Raw genomic sequence first — 15,959 nt, forward strand, 5'->3', positions numbered from 1 at the left:
AGCATCCAGTCGATGCCGAAGCGATCCTTGAGCATTCCGAAGCGGCCACCCCAGGGCGGCGTTTTGAAGGGCAGCACAACCGTGTCGCCGTCGAGAAGGGCATCCCAGTAGCCCTGCAGCTCTGCCTCGTCGTCGCCGCTGAGCGACACGGAGTGGCCCGCCGGTTCCTGGTGGGGCATCGAACTCGGGATGCCGGACGCCATCAAGGTCAGACCTGCCGGTGTGGTGATCTGGGCGTGCATCACCAGGGTGCGCTCGTCCTCGGCGATACATCACGCGCCGGTACACATCACGGCACAGTGAGCGGGTGCAGTCAGCGGTGTCCCTGCTCGATAAGGTACTGAATAGGGTTCAGTCGCCCAGTGAACAGACGCTAACTGAAAGAGAAAACCCCGCCTGAGCGGGGATTTTCTTATTGCTGGGGTACCTGGACTCGAACCAAGAACAACTGAACCAGAATCAGCCGTGTTGCCAATTACACCATACCCCAAGAGGGCTCGACCGAAGCCGTACCGAGGGTCTAGTCTAGACCACCCCGCGCCGGGCCGCGAATCGATGCGGCTCAGCGCTCGACCAGCGCACCGAGGCGGCGGATCGACTCGGTCTTGCCGAGCAGCTCCATCGACTCGAACAGCGGCGGCGACACCCGGCGGCCGCTCAACGCGACCCGCAGCGGCCCATAGGCGACGCGCGGCTTGAGGCCCAGGCCTTCGATCAGCGTCACCGACAGCGCCTCCTGCACGGCGGCCGCGGTGAACTCTGCCTCGGGCACGAACTCGAGGGCGCCGACCGACGCCACGAGCACCTCGCCCGCGTTGTCGGGCAGCGACGCCAACGCATCGTCGTCGTAGGCGACCGTATCGGTGAACAGGAACCGCAGCATCCCGGGCGCGTCGCCCAGCAGCTGCATGCGCTCCTGCACGAGTGGCGCGGCCTTCGCCAGCAGCGCGGACTGCTCCGCCGTCAGTGGATCGGCGACCACGCCCGCCGCGGCGAGGTACGGCACGAGGCGCGCGGCGAAGTCGGCGGGCTCCAGCATTCGGATGTGGTCTCCGTTGATGGACTCGGCCTTCTTCTGGTCGAAGCGCGCGGGGTTCGGGTTCACGTCGGCGATGTCGAACGCGGCGATGAACTCGTCGAGTGAGAACACGTCGCGGTCGGCGGCGATCGACCAGCCGAGCAGCGCCAGATAGTTGAGCAGCCCCTCGTGGATGAAACCCTTCTCCCGCTGCAGGAACAGATCCGCCTTCGGGTCGCGCTTGGACAGCTTCTTGTTGCCGGTCTCGCCCAGCACCAGCGGCATGTGCGCGAAGCGCGGCACGAATGTCGTCACGCCGGCGTCGATGAGCGCGGTGTACAGCGCGAGCTGGCGCGCCGTCGACGGCATGAGGTCTTCACCGCGAATGACATGCGTGATCCCCATCAGCGCGTCGTCGACGGGGTTGGTGAAGGTGTACAGAGGCTGGCCGCCGGCGCGCACGACCACGAAGTCCGGAAACGAACCGGCAGGAAAGGTGACCTCGCCGCGGATCAGATCGACGTACGTGAGGTCGGTGTCGGGCACCCGAAGCCGCCACGCCGGCTCACGTCCCTCGGCGCGGAACGCCGTCTTCTGCGCGTCGGTGAGGTCGCGGTCATGGTTGTCGTACCCGAGCTGCTTCGCACGCCCCGCTGCCTCGTTGCGCGCGTCGATCTCCTCGGCGGTCGAGTACGACTCGTACACGGCACCGGATGCGACCAGTCGCTGCAGCACGTCGACGTAGACGTCCCCTCGCTCCGACTGCCGGTACGGGCCGTGCGGGCCGCCGGTCTCGACACCCTCGTCCCAGTCGATCTTCAGCCAGGTCAGCGCGTCGACGAGCTGACGGTAGCTCTCCTCGCTGTCGCGGGCCGCGTCGGTGTCTTCGATGCGGAACACCAGCGTGCCGCCCATGTGCCGGGCGTACGCCCAGTTGTACAGGGCGGTGCGGACCATGCCGACGTGCGGCAGGCCGGTGGGCGAGGGGCAGAACCGCACGCGCACATCGGCGCCGGAGGCTGTGGTGGTGCGGGGGTCGGGTGAGGCAGACATCCTCTCGATCCTATTCCGCCGCGAGCCGTCATCGCGCGGCGGGTCGCGGCATCCGTCCCGTCGGCGCGAGCGCGGTCACGGCGATGACGGCCACCCCGGCGACCAGCGCGAGCCCGCCGTACCCGATCCAGCCGAGAACCACCCCGGCGAGGATCGCGCCCGTGGCGCCGACGAGACTCATCAGCAGATCGCTGAGGCCCTGGCGCCGCGTGCGCCAGGCCTCGGACGACGCCTCGGTCAGCAGCGCCGAACCCGCGACGGTGGCGGCGCTCCAGCCGAGCCCCAACAGCACGAGCGCGACGGTCACGGCCGTGGTGGATGCCTGCCCGAACGCCGCGGTGAGCAGCGACGCCGTGAGCAGCCCCTGCCCGAGCAGCACCGTCGGCACCCGGCCGACGCGGTCGGCGAGGATGCCGAACACCGGCGCGAGCGCGTACATCCCGGCGATGTGCAGGCTGATCACAAGCCCGATGATCGAGAGCGTCTCACCATGGCGCACCAGGTGCACCGGCGTCATCGCCATGACCGACACCATCACGCCGTGCGCGGCGGCGATCGCGAAGATCGCGAACCGGGCCGGCATCGGGCGGTCGGCGCGGGCGATGCCGGTGGCCGTGGCGCCCGCGGCCGCGACGATGCGCTGCGCGAGCAGCAGCGGATCGGGTCGCAGCGCGATGAGGTACAGCACGATCGCGAGCCCCTGTGCGACGATCGTGAACAGGTACGGCCCGGTCAGCTCGGGCATGCCGAACACCTGCCCGAGCGCCTCGCCGGGCCCGAGCAGGTTCGGGCCGAGCACGGCGCCGATCGTCGTCGCCCACACGACCACCGACAGATCGCGCCCGCGCGTGGCATCGGTGGAGAGGTCGGCGGCGGCGAAACGGGTCTGCAGGTTGGCTGCCTGCCCCGAGCCGATGAGGCCGAAGGCGACGAGCAGCAGGGGGAAGGATGCCGCGGCCACCGCGAACACGACGAGCCCGACACCGACGAGGGCGATCGCCATCCCGATCGTCAGCGCCAGACGTCTGCCCCGCCGCCGCGCGAGCATCGCGAGCGGAACCGCGAGGATCGCCGTGCCGAGGGTGACCCCGGCGGCGGCGAGCCCCGAGAAGGCGTCGTCGCCCGACAGTTCGGCGGCGAGGATCGCGCCGAGCGACACCGTCGCGCCGAAGGCGAGACCGCCGAGGATCTGGCCGAGCGACAGCACCCAGACGGTGCGGCGCTGCACGTGCGCAATGTCGGCAGGTGCGAGCGCGTGGCGTGCCGACGGCGAAGCATCCGTCATCGTCGGCCCCGGCCGGCTAGGCATCGCGAGCCGGGTTCCGCAGAGTGCCGAGGCCCGTGATCTCGACCTCGAGTGTGTCGCCCGCGTCGAACGGACCGACCCCGGCCGGCGTGCCCGTGAGGATGACATCGCCCGGCAGCAGCGTGAAGGCGGCTGACGCGTAGGCGATGATGTCGGCGACCGAGTGGATCATGTCGGTGAGCGGGGCATCCTGCTTCACCTCGCCGTTTCGCCGCGTCTGCAGTCGCGCCCCGTCGACGTCGAACTCGGTCTCGATCGCCGGGCCCAGCGGGCAGAACGTGTCGAAGCCCTTCGCCCGCGACCACTGGCCGTCGCTGCGCTGCAGATCACGCGCGGTGACATCGTTGGCGATCGTGTAGCCGAACACGTAGGCGAGAGCATCACCTGTCGGCACGTTCTTGGCGATCCGGCCGATCACGGCGGCCAGCTCGCCCTCGAAGTGCGTGTCGTGCGACTGCGGCGGTCGCACGATCGCGTCGCCCGGTCCGATCACCGCGGTGTTCGGCTTGAGGAACAGCAGCGGCTCGGTCGGCGCCTCGCCGCCCATCTCGGCCGCATGGTCGTGATAGTTCTTGCCGACGCATACGACCTTCGAGCGCGGGATGACGGGTGCCAGCAGCGTCACGTCGCCGATCGGCACCCGCTCGCCCGTCGTGTCGAACCCCGCGAACATCGGGTCGCCGGCGAGCACGACCAGGTCGGTGTCGTCGACGATGCCGTAGCGGATGGCGTCGTGGTGGCTGAAGCGCGCGATTCTCACGCGATCAGCCTACGCGTCGAGGCGCAGCATCCAGCCGTGAGGGTCTTCCCGGCGGCCGTATTGGATATCGGTGAGCTCTTCGCGCAGCGACATCGCGAGCGGGCCGATCGGCTGCTCGTCGATGAAGTTATGCCCCTTGAGCACCCCGATCGGCGCGATGACGGCGGCCGTGCCGCACGCGAACACCTCGACGATGTCGCCGGATGCCACGCCCGAGCGCCACTCGTCGAGCGACACCGAGCGGCCCACCACCTCGTGGCCGCGATCGGCGGCCAGCTGCAGGATCGAGTCGCGCGTGATGCCCTCGAGGATCGAGTCGGACTGCGGAGTGACGATGGTGCCGTCCTTGTAGACGAAGACGACGTTCATGCCGCCGAGCTCTTCCACGTTGCGGTCGGCGTCGAGGAAGACGACCTGATCGCAGCCCTCTTCGTACGCCTGCGCCTGCGGCAGCAGGCTCGACGCGTAGTTGCCGCCGGTCTTGGCCGCGCCCGTTCCGCCCTTGCCCGCGCGCGAGTACTCCTCGCTGAGCCAGATCGACACGGGCTTCGCGCCGCCCTTGAAGTAGCCGCCCACCGGTGAGGCGATCAGGTAGTAGCCGGCCTTGTTGGCGGGGCGCACGCCGAGGAACGCCTCCTTGGCGAACATGAACGGGCGCAGGTACAGGGTCTGGTCCTCACCCGAGGGCACCCAGTCCCCGTCGACGGCGATGAGCTCGCGCAGCGACTGCACGAAGTACGCCACGGGCAGCTCCGGCAGGGCCATACGACGGGCGCTGCGCTGCATGCGCATGCCGTTCTGGTCGGGCCGGAACGTGTGAATCGACCCGTCGGCGTGCCGGTACGCCTTGATGCCCTCGAAGATCTCCTGCCCGTAGTGCAGCACCGCCGCGGCCGGATCGAGCGCCAGCGGGCCGTACGGCTGCACCCGCGGACGGTGCCAGCCGCCGCCGACCGACCAGCAGATGTCGATCATGTGGTCGGTGAACGTCGTGCCGAAGGCCGGATCGGCCAGCAGCTGCTCGCGCTCGGCGGCAGACTTCGCAGCGAGGTTCCTGGTGACGGCGAACTCGAGCGGGGCGAGCCCGGTGTCGGGGTCGTAGGTGAGGCTCATGTCATTTCCTGAACGTCAGCGGGTACGAGGACATCCTCGTATCCAAAGATTACGCCCGCAACCGGGCGACGATGGCGTCGCCGACCTCGGCGGTGGTGCGCGACGCGCCACCGCGGGCGGCGACATCCTGTTCCACCGCGTGGGTGACGCGGGCGGACTCGTCACGCAGCCCGAGGTGATCGAGCAGCAGCGCGACCGAGAGGATCGCTGCCGTGGGGTCGGCCGTGCGCCGCCCGGCGATGTCGGGCGCCGATCCGTGCACGGGCTCGAACATCGACGGGAACGCGCCGTCCGGGTTGATGTTCCCGGAGGCGGCGAGGCCGATGCCGCCTGTGACGGCGCCGGCCAGATCGGTGAGGATGTCGCCGAAGAGGTTGTCGGTGACGATCACGTCGAAACGGCCCGGGTTCGTGACCAGGAATATCGTGGCCGCGTCGACGTGCAGATAGTCTACGGCCACGTCGGGGTGCTCTGCGGCCACCTCGTTCACGATGCGCTGCCACATGCCGCCGGCGTGCACGAGCACGTTGGTCTTGTGCACGAGGGTGAGCTTCTTGCGGCGGCGCTCGGCCAGATCGAACGCGTAGCGCACGACCCGCTCGACGCCGAACGCGGTGTTGACACTCGTCTCGTTCGCGACCTCGTGGGGGGTGCCGCGTCGGATCGCGCCGCCGTTGCCGACGTAGGGCCCTTCGGTGCCCTCGCGCACGACCACGAAGTCGATGTCGCCGGGCTCGGCCAGCGGCCCCGGCACTCCGTCGTAGAGCATCGCGGGCCGCAGGTTGACGTAGTGGTCGAGCTCGAAGCGCAGCCGCAGCAGCAGCCCGCGCTCGATGTTCGCGTCTTTCAGCCGCGGGTCGCCGGGCACTCCCCCGACGGCGCCGAGCAGGATGGCATCGTGCGCCTTGATGGCGTCGAGGTCGTCGTCGGTGAGGGTGTCGCCGGTATCGAGGAAGCGATCGGCCCCGAGCGCGAACCGGGTCTTGTCGAAGTGGATGCCGGTGCCCGCCGTGACGGCGTCGAGCACTTTCTCCGCCTCGGCGACGACTTCGGGTCCGATGCCGTCACCGGGGATGACGGCGAGCTTCACGACACGCGACGGCGCATGCTCCATCTGGGCACTCCTAGGGCTTCGAGCGGGACCCTCCCAGGCTAGCGGCCGCGATGACCCCGGCGAGCACGACAAGCCCCGCCCCGATCAGCGCCGTGATGACGATCCCTGCGTCGAAGGCGTGGGATGCCGCGGCCGCCAGTGCCGCGCCGAGTTCTCCGCCGACGCCCTCCGCGGCATGGATCGCCCCGGCGAGCGTCTCGCGTGCGGCCTCGGCCGCCGCCGGCGGCAGCCCTTCGGGCAGCACGAGCTTCGCGCGGTACAGAGCCGTGATGATGCCGCCGAGGATCGCCGTGCCGAGCACGGCACCCAGCTCGTACGCCGTCTCGGAGACGGCGCTGGCCGCCCCGGCCTTCTCGGGCGGCGCCGTGGTCAGGACGAGCTCGTTCGACACGGTCTCTGCCATGCCGATGCCGATGCCGAGCGCGATGAACGCGAGGAGCACGACGGCGAGGTCGCCGGCGCCGAAAGCGATCGCGACGTAGCCTCCGACCGAGAACACCAGCGCGGCCGGCACGAGCACGCGCGGAGGCACCCGCTTGGCGATCGGCACCACCGTGAGCCCGGCGACGATCATCGCCACGAGACCCGGCACGAGTGCCCATCCGGCCTGCATGGGGCTGAGGCCGACGACCAGCTGCAGGTGCTGGGCGACGAAGTACAGAAAGCCGACGAGCGCGACGACACTCAGCAGGTTGACCAGCAGTGCCCCCGCGAAGGTGCCCTGCCGGAACAGCCGCATGTCGAGCATGGGGGTGGGCAGCCGGAGCTGCCGGCGGACGAAGAGCACGGCGAACAGGATGCCGGCGACAAACAGCACACCGACCAGCGGCGTGATGCCGGCGACGGCGAGCTCCTTGATGCCGTAGACGATCGGCACCATCGTCGCCAGCGACAGCACGATGCTGACGACGTCGATGCGGCCCGGGTTCGGGTCGCGGCTCTCGGGCAGCAGGATCGGCGCGAGCACGAGGAGTGGGATCAGCACCGGCACCGACATGAGGAACACCGAGCCCCACGCGAAGTGCTCGAGCAGAGAACCACCGACGATCGGCCCGAGCGCCGCGCCCGCCGAGAACGCCGTGGCCCACACGGCCACGGCCAGCCGACGCTGGTCGCGGTCGGTGAAGATCGTGCGCAGCAGCGAGAGCGTCGACGGCATGAGCATCGCCCCGAACACGCCCAGGCCCGCGCGTGCCGCGATGAGCAGGCCCGCGGTGGGCGCGAACGCGGCGAGCACCGAAACGACGGCGAACCCGGTCGCGCCGAGCAGCAGCATCCGTCGCCTGCCGTATCGGTCGCCCAGGGTGCCCATGGTCACCAGCAACGCGGCGAGCACGAGCGGGTAGGCGTCGATGATCCACAGCTGCTCGGCGCTGGTCGGCTCGAGGTCGAGCGCGATCTGCGGCAGCGCAAAGCTCAGCACCGTGTTGTCGACCGAGACGAGCAGCGCCGGCAGCATCAGGACGGCCAGGCCTGCCCAGCCGCGCCATCCGGTCTTCGCGGGAGCGGGTGGCGCGGGGTGGGTCGTCGTGTTCGCGTTCATGATTCTATACCGTCCAGCCGGTATAGTATCAGCATGAGCCGGCCTCCCCTCGCCCGCGAACGCGTGCTCGACGCGTTCCAGCGCATCCTCATCGACGACGGCGAACGCGCCGCCACGATGGAGGCCACCGCGCGCACCGCGGGCGTCTCGAAGGGCGGTCTGCTCTACCACTTCGCGTCGAAGGAGGCGCTGGAGTCGGGCGTGCTCGACCGGCTGCGCATGCTCGTCGACGACGACCTGCACGCCATGAACGCCGCCCCCGAGGGGCCGATCGCCTACTTCGTGCGCACGTCGGTGATGGAGAACGAACCCCTCGACTACGCGATCCTCGCCGCCGCACGCCTCGCACAGGGTGGCAGCACGGCGGCGAGCGACGCCCTGCGCGAGATCCGCGACCTGTGGGCCGACGCACTGCGCCCGCACACACGGGACGACACCGCGCTCGACCTCGTGATGCTCGTGAGCGACGGACTGTACTTCAACAATGCGCTCGACGGCGGATCGATCCGCGGCCCGGTACCGCAGGGCACGGCGCTCGACGCCCTCATCGGGCTCGTCGAGCGCGCGGCGCGCGACTGAACCAGTCATCGGGGCCACGACGTACGGGGCCAGCTGAGGTAGGGCGCGAAAGCGAGTGCCCGTCCACTCAACCACCACGCCCACGGACACGACGTGTAGCGGGCCATCGCCCGGTGTCGCTACACGGCGACGAACATCACGCCTCGGTGATCTCGATCTGGCGGAGGAGATCGCCCCCGACGGCCTCGCGCATCACGTCGAGGATGTCGTCGGGCACAGGTGCGTCGACGGTCAGTACCGACAGGGCACGCCCGCTCGCGTCGGGGTGAGCGACCTGCAGGCCCTCGATGTTGATCTGCGCATCGCCCAGCAGCTGACCGTAGATCGCGACGATGCCCGGCCGGTCGGCGTAGCGCATGACGACGTGGTACCGCTCGAACGGCACCTCGATCTCGTAGCCGTTGACGCCGACGACCTTGGGCACCATGCGGGTGCCGGCAAGCGTCCCGGCGACCGTCAGCACCGTGCCGTCCGACAGCGTGCCACGCAACACCGTGAGGTTGCGGTACAGCGGGCTGTCGGTCTCGACGATGAGCCGCGTCTCGATGCCGCGCTGCTCGGCGAACAGCGGCGCGTTCACGTACGAGACGTTCTCGCTCACGATGTTGGTGAAGATGCCCTTGAGCGCCGCGAGCTTATACACGCTGACGTCGTATTCGGCCAGCTCGCCGCGCACCTCGACGTCGAGGCTGGTGAGCGCGCCGTGCGCGAGGCCGGTGAAGAACTGGCCGAGCTTCTCGACCAGCGCGATGCCCGGGCGCACGAACGGGTCGATGACGCCGCCGGCGACGTTGACCGCGTCGGGCACGAGGTCGCCCTCCAGCGCGAGCTTGACCGAGCGGGCGACCGACACGCCAGCCTTCTCCTGCGCCTCGTCGGTCGACGCGCCCAGGTGCGGGGTGACGACGACGTTCGGCAGCCCGAGCAGCCGCTGGGCGGACCCGCCCTCGGCGGGCGGCTCGGTGGTGAACACGTCGAGACCCGCACCGGCGATCACGCCGGTCGTGAGCGCTTCGTACAGTGCATCCTCATCGATGAGACCGCCGCGGGCGACGTTCACGACGTAGGCGGTCGACTTCATCGCCGCCAGCTGCTCCGCGCCGATCATTCCCGTGGTCTCGGGGGTCTTCGGCATGTGCACCGAGACGAAGTCGCTCTGCGCGAGCACCTCGTCGAAGCTCAGCAGCTCGACGCCGAGCTGCTGCGCGCGCGCCGGCGTCACGTACGGGTCGTAGCCGACCACCCGCACGCCGAAGGCACGCAGCCGCTCGGCGATGAGCCCGCCGATGCGCCCCACCCCGAAGATGCCGACGGTCTTCTCGAACAGCTCGGTGCCGGTGTAGGCGCTGCGCTTCCACTCCCCCTTGGCCAGCGAGGCGTCGGCGGCGGGGATGTGGCGGGCCAGACTCAGGATGTGCCCGATGGTCAGCTCGGCGGCCGAGATGATGTTCGAGGTCGGCGCGTTGACCACCATGACCCCGGCCGCGGTGGCCGCTTTGATGTCGACGTTGTCGAGGCCGACACCGGCGCGTGCGACCACCTTCAGGTGCGGGGCGGCGGCGAGCGCCTCGGCATCCACTTTCGTCGCCGACCGCACGAGCACCGCGTGCGCATCGGCGAGCGCCGCCAGCAGCGCCGGGCGATCGGTGCCGTCGACCGTGCGGACGTCGAAATCGGGACCGAGGGCATCGATCGTGGCGGGCGAGAGCTGTTCGGCGAGCAGGACGACGGGCTTCGACACGGATGCAGACCTCCGACGATGAGAACGGGATGCTGCGCCGCACGTCGTCGGGGCGCCGTGATTCAGCCTAGCGGGGCGCGGGCGCGCCGTCCGCCATATGACGACCTCAGCCCAGCAGCGACGCGCCGTATGCTGCCGCATACGCGACGATGTTGAGCCAGAACACCGCGACCAGGGCGAGTCCGACCAGGTAGACGAGCGCGAGCGGCCAGTATCCGCGCCGATAGCCCAGGCGAAAGGCCACGGCGAACGCGAGCACGGGGAAGAACACCGGCAACAGCAGCACGAACCACCCGTAGGCGTTCAGCCCCAGCGGTCCGCCGGCCTGCATCACCAGGAACGCTACCGCGTTCCACACCGCGTACGCGTAGAGCAGTCCGTAGAACACCGAGATGGCGACGATCGCCCACGTTCTGGGGCGACGCGGTGCAGAATGGGATGCCGCGGCATCCTGTGTCGTCTCGCTCACTGGCCCACCGCCCCCACCATCGCGAACGGCCACGGCACGAGCAGCACCGCTCCGGCGAGGAGCCAGACGATGCGCACCCAGGTCTTCGACTCGCGCGTGAGCAGGAAGGTCACGCCGAACCAGATCGGCGCCGCCAGCACCGCGAGCCACAGTGCCACGTTGTAGATCGTCGGGCTCACGAGGAACTGGGCGACCCCGCCCAGGCGCAGCCCGCCGACGACCCAGCCGACCGTGAACAGCAGGTACACACCGCCGAGCACCCCCAGCCCGACGAGCGCCGCGTTGCCCATCGGCGCTGGGTCGGCGGGCATCGTCACGGTGCCGTCGGGCTCGATGCGGCCCACGGTCTCGCTGCCCTTGCCCACGGCGGTGTAGCCCTCGGGCAACGCCGGCGGCGTGTCGCCGACCTCTGGGGTCGGGTCGTCGTCGCCGTCCCAGGTGAGGGCGTCGTCTCGCGAAGTCACCCCGCCAGCGTACCCGGGCAGGTGAACGTCAGCGCGCAGCGCTGCCCTCGACATAGTCCTCGTCCTGCTGCTTCCAGGCGAAGAGGGCACGCAGCTCGCGACCGACCTCTTCGATCTGGTGCTGCGCGGCCTTGTCGCGCAGAGCGTAGAACTCGGTGCCGTCGTTGTCCTGATCGGCGATGAAGCGCTCGGCGAAGGCGCCGGACTGGATGTCTGCCAGCACGCCCTTCATGTTCTCCTTGACGCGCGGGTCGATCACGCGGGGGCCCGACACGTAGTCGCCGTACTCGGCCGTGTCCGACACGCTCCAGCGCTGCTTGGCGATGCCGCCCTCCCACATGAGATCGACGATGAGCTTGAGCTCGTGAAGCACCTCGAAGTACGCGATCTGCGGCTGGTAGCCCGCCTCGACCAGTGTCTCGAAGCCGTACTGCACCAGCTGCGAGACTCCGCCGCACAGCACCGACTGCTCACCGAACAGGTCGGTCTCGGTCTCTTCGGTGAAGGTCGTCTTGATCACGCCCGCGCGCGTGCCGCCGATGGCCTTGGCGTACGCCTTCGCGACGTCCCACGCCTGGCCCGAGGCATCCTGCTCGACCGCGATGATGTCCGGGATGCCACGGCCCGCCACGAACTCGCGACGCACCGTGTGGCCGGGGGCCTTGGGTGCGACGAGGATCACGTCGACACCTTCCGGAGCCTGGATGTACCCGAAGCGCACGTTGAAGCCGTGCGCGAAGGCGAGGGTCTTGCCCGGCGTGAGGTGCGGGGCGATCTCATCCGCGTAGATCTTCCGCTGGTGCTGGTCGGGCGCGAGGATCATGATCAGGTCGGCCCACTCGGCGGCATCCGCCACGGACTTCACCTCGAAGCCGTCCTCTGTCGCCTTCGCCACCGACTTCGAGCCGTCGCGCAGCGCGACGGCGACCTCCACACCCGAGTCGCGCAGGTTCTGCGCGTGGGCGTGGCCCTGCGAGCCGTAACCGACGATCGCGACCTTCTTGCCCTGGATGAGCGAAAGGTCGGCGTCGTTGTCGTAGAAGATCTCGGCCATGCGTGTTTTTCTCCTTGTTCGGGCCCCTCGACAGGCGCGGGGAACGGGGTGGGTTGCTCTGGGTGGTGTCAGTTGCGCAGCACGCGCTCGGTGATGCTCTTGCCTCCGCGGCCGATGGCGAGCATGCCCGACTGGGCCAGCTCCTTTATGCCGAACGGCTCGACGGCGCGCAGGAAGGCTTCCACCTTGCCGCGGTCGCCGGTCACCTCGATGACCAGCGCGTCGGTCGCGTAGTCGACGATCGACGCGCGGAACAGGTTGACGACCTCGATGATGTTGCTGCGGGTCGCGTTGTCGGCCCGCACCTTCACGAGCACGTGGTCGCGCTGCACCGACGACGACGACTCGAGCTCGACGATCTTGATCACGTTCACGAGCTTGTTCAGCTGTTTGGTGACCTGCTCCAGCGGCAGCACCTCCACGTCGACCACCACCGTGATGCGGGACAGCCCCGGCACCTCGGTGACCCCCACGGCGAGCGACTCGATGTTGAAGCCGCGGCGGGCGAACAGGCCCGCGACGCGGGTCAGCAGACCGGGCTTGTCCTCCACCAGGAGGCTCAGCACGTGACTGGGCATGTCAGTCCTCCTGCTCGAAGGCCGGCGCGTGATCACGCGCGTACTGGATGTAGCTGTTGCTCACGCCCTGCGGCACCATGGGCCACACCATGGCGTCGGCGCTCACGACGAAGTCGATGACCACGGGCCGGTCGTTCGTCTCCAGCGCGGTCTTGATCGCAGCATCCACGTCTTCTTCCTTCTCGACACGGATCGCGAGGCACCCGTACGCCTCTGCGAGCTTCACGAAGTCGGGGATGCGCGCCGTGCCGGCGCCGGTGTTCAGATCGGTGTGCGAGTAGCGTCCGTCGTAGAACAGGTTCTGCCACTGGCGCACCATGCCCAGCGACGAGTTGTTGATGATGGCCACCTTGATGGGGATGTCGTTGATCGCACAGGTGGCGAGCTCCTGATTGGTCATCTGGAAGCAGCCGTCGCCGTCGATCGCCCACACCACCCGGTCGGGCTCGGCGACCTTGGCGCCCATGGCCGCGGGCACCGAATAGCCCATGGTGCCGGCGCCGCCGGAGTTCAGCCACGAGTTCGGGCGCTCGTATCTGATGAACTGCGCCGCCCACATCTGGTGCTGGCCGACACCGGCCGCGTACACGGCCTCGGGGCCGGTCAGCTCACCGATGCGCTGGATCACGTGCTGCGGCGACAGCAGCCCGTCGCTGGTCGGCGTGAAGCCCAGTGGGAACTCGTCGCGCAGTCCGTCGAGAAACGCCCACCAGTCGGTGATGTCGGGCTTCGCGCCCGCCGTCGCCTCGCGGAACGCCGCCTCGAGGTCGACGAGCACGTCCTTCAGGTCACCCACGATCGGCACGTCAGCCGTGCGGATCTTCGAGATCTCGGCCGGGTCGATGTCGACGTGCACGACCTTCGCGTGCGGGGCGAACAGCGCCGCCTTGCCGGTGACCCGGTCGTCGAAGCGCGCACCGAGGGAGATGAGCAGATCGGCGTCCTGCAGCGCCAGCACGGCCGGCACCGTGCCGTGCATGCCGGGCATGCCGACGTGCTGCGGGTGCGAGTCGGGGAACGCGCCGCGCGCCATCAGCGTGGTCACGACGGGCGCACCCGTCGACTCGGCGAGCGCCCGCAGCCCGTCCGCAGCGCCGGAGCGGATGACACCGCCGCCCGCGTACAGCACGGGCTTCCTGGCCTCGGCCAGCAGCTGGGCGGCCGCCTGGATCTGCTTGCCGTGCGCCCGCGTCACGGGGCGGTAGCCGGGCAGGTCGAGCTTGGGCGGCCAGACGAACGGCACCTCGTCCTGCTGGGCGTCCTTCGTGATGTCGACGAGCACGGGGCCGGGGCGGCCGGTGCCGGCGATCTCGAACGCCGACGCGATGGCGGCGGGAATGTCTTCGGCGCGCTTGACGAGGAACGAGTGCTTCGTGATCGGCATCGTGATGCCGACGATGTCGGCCTCCTGGAACGCGTCGGTGCCCATGAGGTTCGAGAACACCTGCCCGGTGATGCACACGATCGGCACCGAGTCCATGTACGCATCGGCGATGGCGGTGACGAGATTGGTCGCGCCCGGGCCCGATGTCGCGATGGCGACGCCGGTGCGGCCGGATGCCGCGGCGTACCCTTCGGCGGCGTGCCCGGCGCCCTGCTCGTGCCGCACCAGGATGTGGCGGATCTCGGAGGTGTCCATGAGCGGGTCGTAGACCGGCAGGATCGCGCCGCCGGGCAGTCCGAAGACGTCGGTGACGCCCAGCAGCTCGAGGGAGCGGACGACCGCCTGCGCCCCCGAGAGCACGGGCGCGGACGCGGTGCGGGTGGGTGGCCGGGGCACGGCCGGAGCGGTTTCGGCGGACATGTGTCGGTTCCTCGTGTCGATGACGGACTGAAGCGGATGCCGGAGCTACCCCGTGACCGCGCCCTCCGCAGCGGAGCGCACGAGCTTGGAGTACTTGGCGAGGACGCCACGGGTATAGCGCGGGGGAAGCGGCTCCCAGCCGGAGCGGCGGGAGGCGAGCTCTGCCTCATCGACGAGTAGATCGAGAGTGCGAGCGGCGATATCGACCCGTATCAGATCACCATCGCGCACGAAGGCGATGGGACCAGCGTCCACCGCTTCGGGTGCTATGTGGCCGATGCACAGGCCGGTTGTGCCGCCTGAGAATCTGCCGTCCGTCAAGAGTAGTACATCTTTTCCGAGCCCCGCGCCCTTGATGGCGGCGGTGATCGCGAGCATCTCGCGCATGCCCGGGCCGCCCTTGGGGCCCTCGTACCGGATCACCACGACGTCGCCCGCGGAGATCTCTCCGGCCTCGAGCGCGTCCATGGCGGCGCGCTCGCGCTCGAACACCCGCGCCGGGCCCTCGAACACGTCGGCGTCGAAGCCGGCCGACTTCACGACCGCGCCCTCGGGTGCCATCGAGCCCATCAGCACGGTGAGACCGCCGGTCACATGGATCGGGTCGTCGATGCGGTGGATGACCTCGCCGTCGATCGGGTCGGGGTTCAGCTCTTCGAGGTTCTCGGCGAGCGTCTTGCCCGTGACGGTCAGCGCATCGCCGTGCAGCAGGCCGGCATCGAGCATCCCCTTCATGATCACCGGGATGCCGCCGTGCCGGTCGACGTCGTTCATGACGTACTTGCCGAACGGCTTCATGTCGGCCACGTGCGGCACCTTGTCGCCGATGCGATTGAAGTCGTGCAGGTTGAGCTCGACCTCCGCCTCCCGTGCGATCGCGAGCAGGTGCAGCACGACGTTCGTGGATCCGCCGAGGGCCATCGCGAGGGCGATGGCGTTCTCGAACGCCTCCGGGGTGAGGATGTCGCGCGTGGTGATGCCCTGCTTGAGCAGGCCCACGACCGCTTCGCCGGAGCGGTGCGCGAAGTAGTCACGGCGGCGGTCCGCAGACGGCGGCGCGGCCGACCCCGGCAGGCTCAGGCCCAGCGCCTCACCGACCGACGCCATCGTGTTCGCGGTGTACATGCCACCGCACGCGCCCTCGCCGGGAGCGAAGGCGCACTCGATGCGCTTGAGGTCGGCTTCGCTCATCCGGCCGGCCAGGCACGCGCCGACGCCCTCGAAGCTGTCGACGATCGTGATGTCCTTCTCGGTGCCGTCCGACAGCTTCACCCAGCCGGGGGCGATCGATCCGGCATAGAGGAACACGCTGGACAGGTCGAGACGCGCCGAGGCCATCAGCATCCCGGGGATGGACTTGTCG

At 69.5% G+C, this 15,959-nt stretch carries 15 protein-coding genes and 1 tRNA gene; 1 reads left to right on the plus strand and 15 read right to left on the minus strand.

Annotated elements, in window-relative coordinates:
- From ACK5IN_RS01730 to ACK5IN_RS01765, 8 genes are all read right to left on the minus strand, one after another.
- Positions 1-242: VOC family protein (locus ACK5IN_RS01730; protein WP_416894508.1), on the minus strand; the 242-nt coding region annotated here is incomplete at its 3' end.
- A 176-nt stretch (positions 243-418) separates the two neighbouring features.
- Positions 419-490: transfer RNA gene (locus tag ACK5IN_RS01735), tRNA-Gln, on the minus strand.
- A gap of 72 nt (positions 491-562) precedes the next feature.
- Positions 563-2,071, minus strand: a complete 1,509-nt coding sequence (gltX, locus tag ACK5IN_RS01740) for a glutamate--tRNA ligase (RefSeq protein ID WP_416894509.1) — start codon at positions 2,069-2,071, stop codon at positions 563-565.
- Positions 2,072-2,099: 28 nt separating this feature from the next.
- Entirely contained in the window at positions 2,100-3,356 is a 1,257-nt protein-coding gene (locus ACK5IN_RS01745) for an MFS transporter (RefSeq protein ID WP_416894510.1), read from the minus strand.
- Between the two features lie 16 nt (positions 3,357-3,372).
- Entirely contained in the window at positions 3,373-4,137 is a 765-nt protein-coding gene (locus tag ACK5IN_RS01750) for a fumarylacetoacetate hydrolase family protein (RefSeq protein WP_416894511.1), read from the minus strand.
- Between the two features lie 9 nt (positions 4,138-4,146).
- Positions 4,147-5,250, minus strand: a complete 1,104-nt coding sequence (locus tag ACK5IN_RS01755) for a branched-chain amino acid aminotransferase (protein ID WP_416894512.1) — start codon at positions 5,248-5,250, stop codon at positions 4,147-4,149.
- 49 nt (positions 5,251-5,299) lie between these two features.
- On the minus strand, positions 5,300-6,364 hold the full coding sequence (locus ACK5IN_RS01760) for a 3-isopropylmalate dehydrogenase (protein WP_416894513.1): 1,065 nt from the start codon (positions 6,362-6,364) through the stop codon (positions 5,300-5,302).
- A 10-nt stretch (positions 6,365-6,374) separates the two neighbouring features.
- Positions 6,375-7,907, minus strand: a complete 1,533-nt coding sequence (locus tag ACK5IN_RS01765) for an MFS transporter (protein ID WP_416894514.1) — start codon at positions 7,905-7,907, stop codon at positions 6,375-6,377.
- 33 nt (positions 7,908-7,940) lie between these two features.
- On the opposite strand from ACK5IN_RS01765, the gene ACK5IN_RS01770 reads away from it, so the two are divergent.
- On the plus strand, positions 7,941-8,486 hold the full coding sequence (locus ACK5IN_RS01770; RefSeq protein ID WP_416894515.1) for a TetR/AcrR family transcriptional regulator: 546 nt from the start codon (positions 7,941-7,943) through the stop codon (positions 8,484-8,486).
- A gap of 136 nt (positions 8,487-8,622) precedes the next feature.
- Here ACK5IN_RS01770 and serA read toward each other — a convergent pair whose 3' ends face one another.
- The 7 genes from serA to ACK5IN_RS01805 all read right to left on the minus strand — a co-directional run.
- A complete protein-coding gene (gene serA / locus ACK5IN_RS01775; protein ID WP_416894516.1) occupies positions 8,623-10,227 on the minus strand; it encodes a phosphoglycerate dehydrogenase in 1,605 nt (534 codons plus the stop codon).
- Between the two features lie 106 nt (positions 10,228-10,333).
- Positions 10,334-10,696: a bacitracin resistance protein gene (locus ACK5IN_RS01780; protein ID WP_416894517.1), complete on the minus strand. Its 363-nt coding sequence runs from the start codon at positions 10,694-10,696 to the stop codon at positions 10,334-10,336.
- Positions 10,693-11,160 (minus strand): DNA polymerase III subunit gamma/tau, encoded by a 468-nt coding sequence (locus tag ACK5IN_RS01785; RefSeq protein ID WP_416894518.1) that lies wholly within the window; start codon positions 11,158-11,160, stop codon positions 10,693-10,695. Before ACK5IN_RS01785 ends, ACK5IN_RS01780 begins: the two co-directional genes overlap by 4 nt.
- 28 nt (positions 11,161-11,188) lie before the next feature.
- Positions 11,189-12,214 carry a ketol-acid reductoisomerase gene (gene ilvC / locus ACK5IN_RS01790; RefSeq protein ID WP_416894519.1) on the minus strand — a complete coding sequence of 342 codons (1,026 nt, stop codon included), beginning with the start codon at positions 12,212-12,214 and terminating at the stop codon, positions 11,189-11,191.
- 68 nt (positions 12,215-12,282) lie between these two features.
- On the minus strand, positions 12,283-12,792 hold the full coding sequence (gene ilvN / locus ACK5IN_RS01795; protein ID WP_416894520.1) for an acetolactate synthase small subunit: 510 nt from the start codon (positions 12,790-12,792) through the stop codon (positions 12,283-12,285).
- A 1-nt stretch (position 12,793) separates the two neighbouring features.
- Positions 12,794-14,596 carry an acetolactate synthase large subunit gene (locus ACK5IN_RS01800; protein WP_416894521.1) on the minus strand — a complete coding sequence of 601 codons (1,803 nt, stop codon included), beginning with the start codon at positions 14,594-14,596 and terminating at the stop codon, positions 12,794-12,796.
- Positions 14,597-14,641: 45 nt separating this feature from the next.
- Positions 14,642-15,959 (minus strand): dihydroxy-acid dehydratase (locus tag ACK5IN_RS01805; protein ID WP_416894522.1); only part of this gene is annotated, 1,318 nt, incomplete at its 5' end.

The sequence above is a fragment of the Microbacterium sp. genome, from assembly GCF_047971895.1.
In the GTDB taxonomy this organism is placed as follows: Bacteria; Actinomycetota; Actinomycetes; order Actinomycetales; family Microbacteriaceae; genus Microbacterium.

Bases quoted from the DNA above. Each gene is read 5' to 3' on its own strand.
- gltX (WP_416894509.1), bottom strand. From the start codon at position 2,071: ATGTCTGCCTCACCCGACCCCCGCACCACCACAGCCTCCGGCGCCGAT.
- ACK5IN_RS01745 (WP_416894510.1), bottom strand. From the start codon at position 3,356: ATGACGGATGCTTCGCCGTCGGCACGCCACGCGCTCGCACCTGCCGAC.
- ACK5IN_RS01755 (WP_416894512.1), bottom strand. From the start codon at position 5,250: ATGAGCCTCACCTACGACCCCGACACCGGGCTCGCCCCGCTCGAGTTC.
- ACK5IN_RS01760 (WP_416894513.1), bottom strand. From the start codon at position 6,364: ATGGAGCATGCGCCGTCGCGTGTCGTGAAGCTCGCCGTCATCCCCGGT.
- ACK5IN_RS01765 (WP_416894514.1), bottom strand. From the start codon at position 7,907: ATGAACGCGAACACGACGACCCACCCCGCGCCACCCGCTCCCGCGAAG.
- ACK5IN_RS01770 (WP_416894515.1), top strand. From the start codon at position 7,941: ATGAGCCGGCCTCCCCTCGCCCGCGAACGCGTGCTCGACGCGTTCCAG.
- ilvC (WP_416894519.1), bottom strand. From the start codon at position 12,214: ATGGCCGAGATCTTCTACGACAACGACGCCGACCTTTCGCTCATCCAG.
- ilvN (WP_416894520.1), bottom strand. From the start codon at position 12,792: ATGCCCAGTCACGTGCTGAGCCTCCTGGTGGAGGACAAGCCCGGTCTG.
- ACK5IN_RS01800 (WP_416894521.1), bottom strand. From the start codon at position 14,596: ATGTCCGCCGAAACCGCTCCGGCCGTGCCCCGGCCACCCACCCGCACC.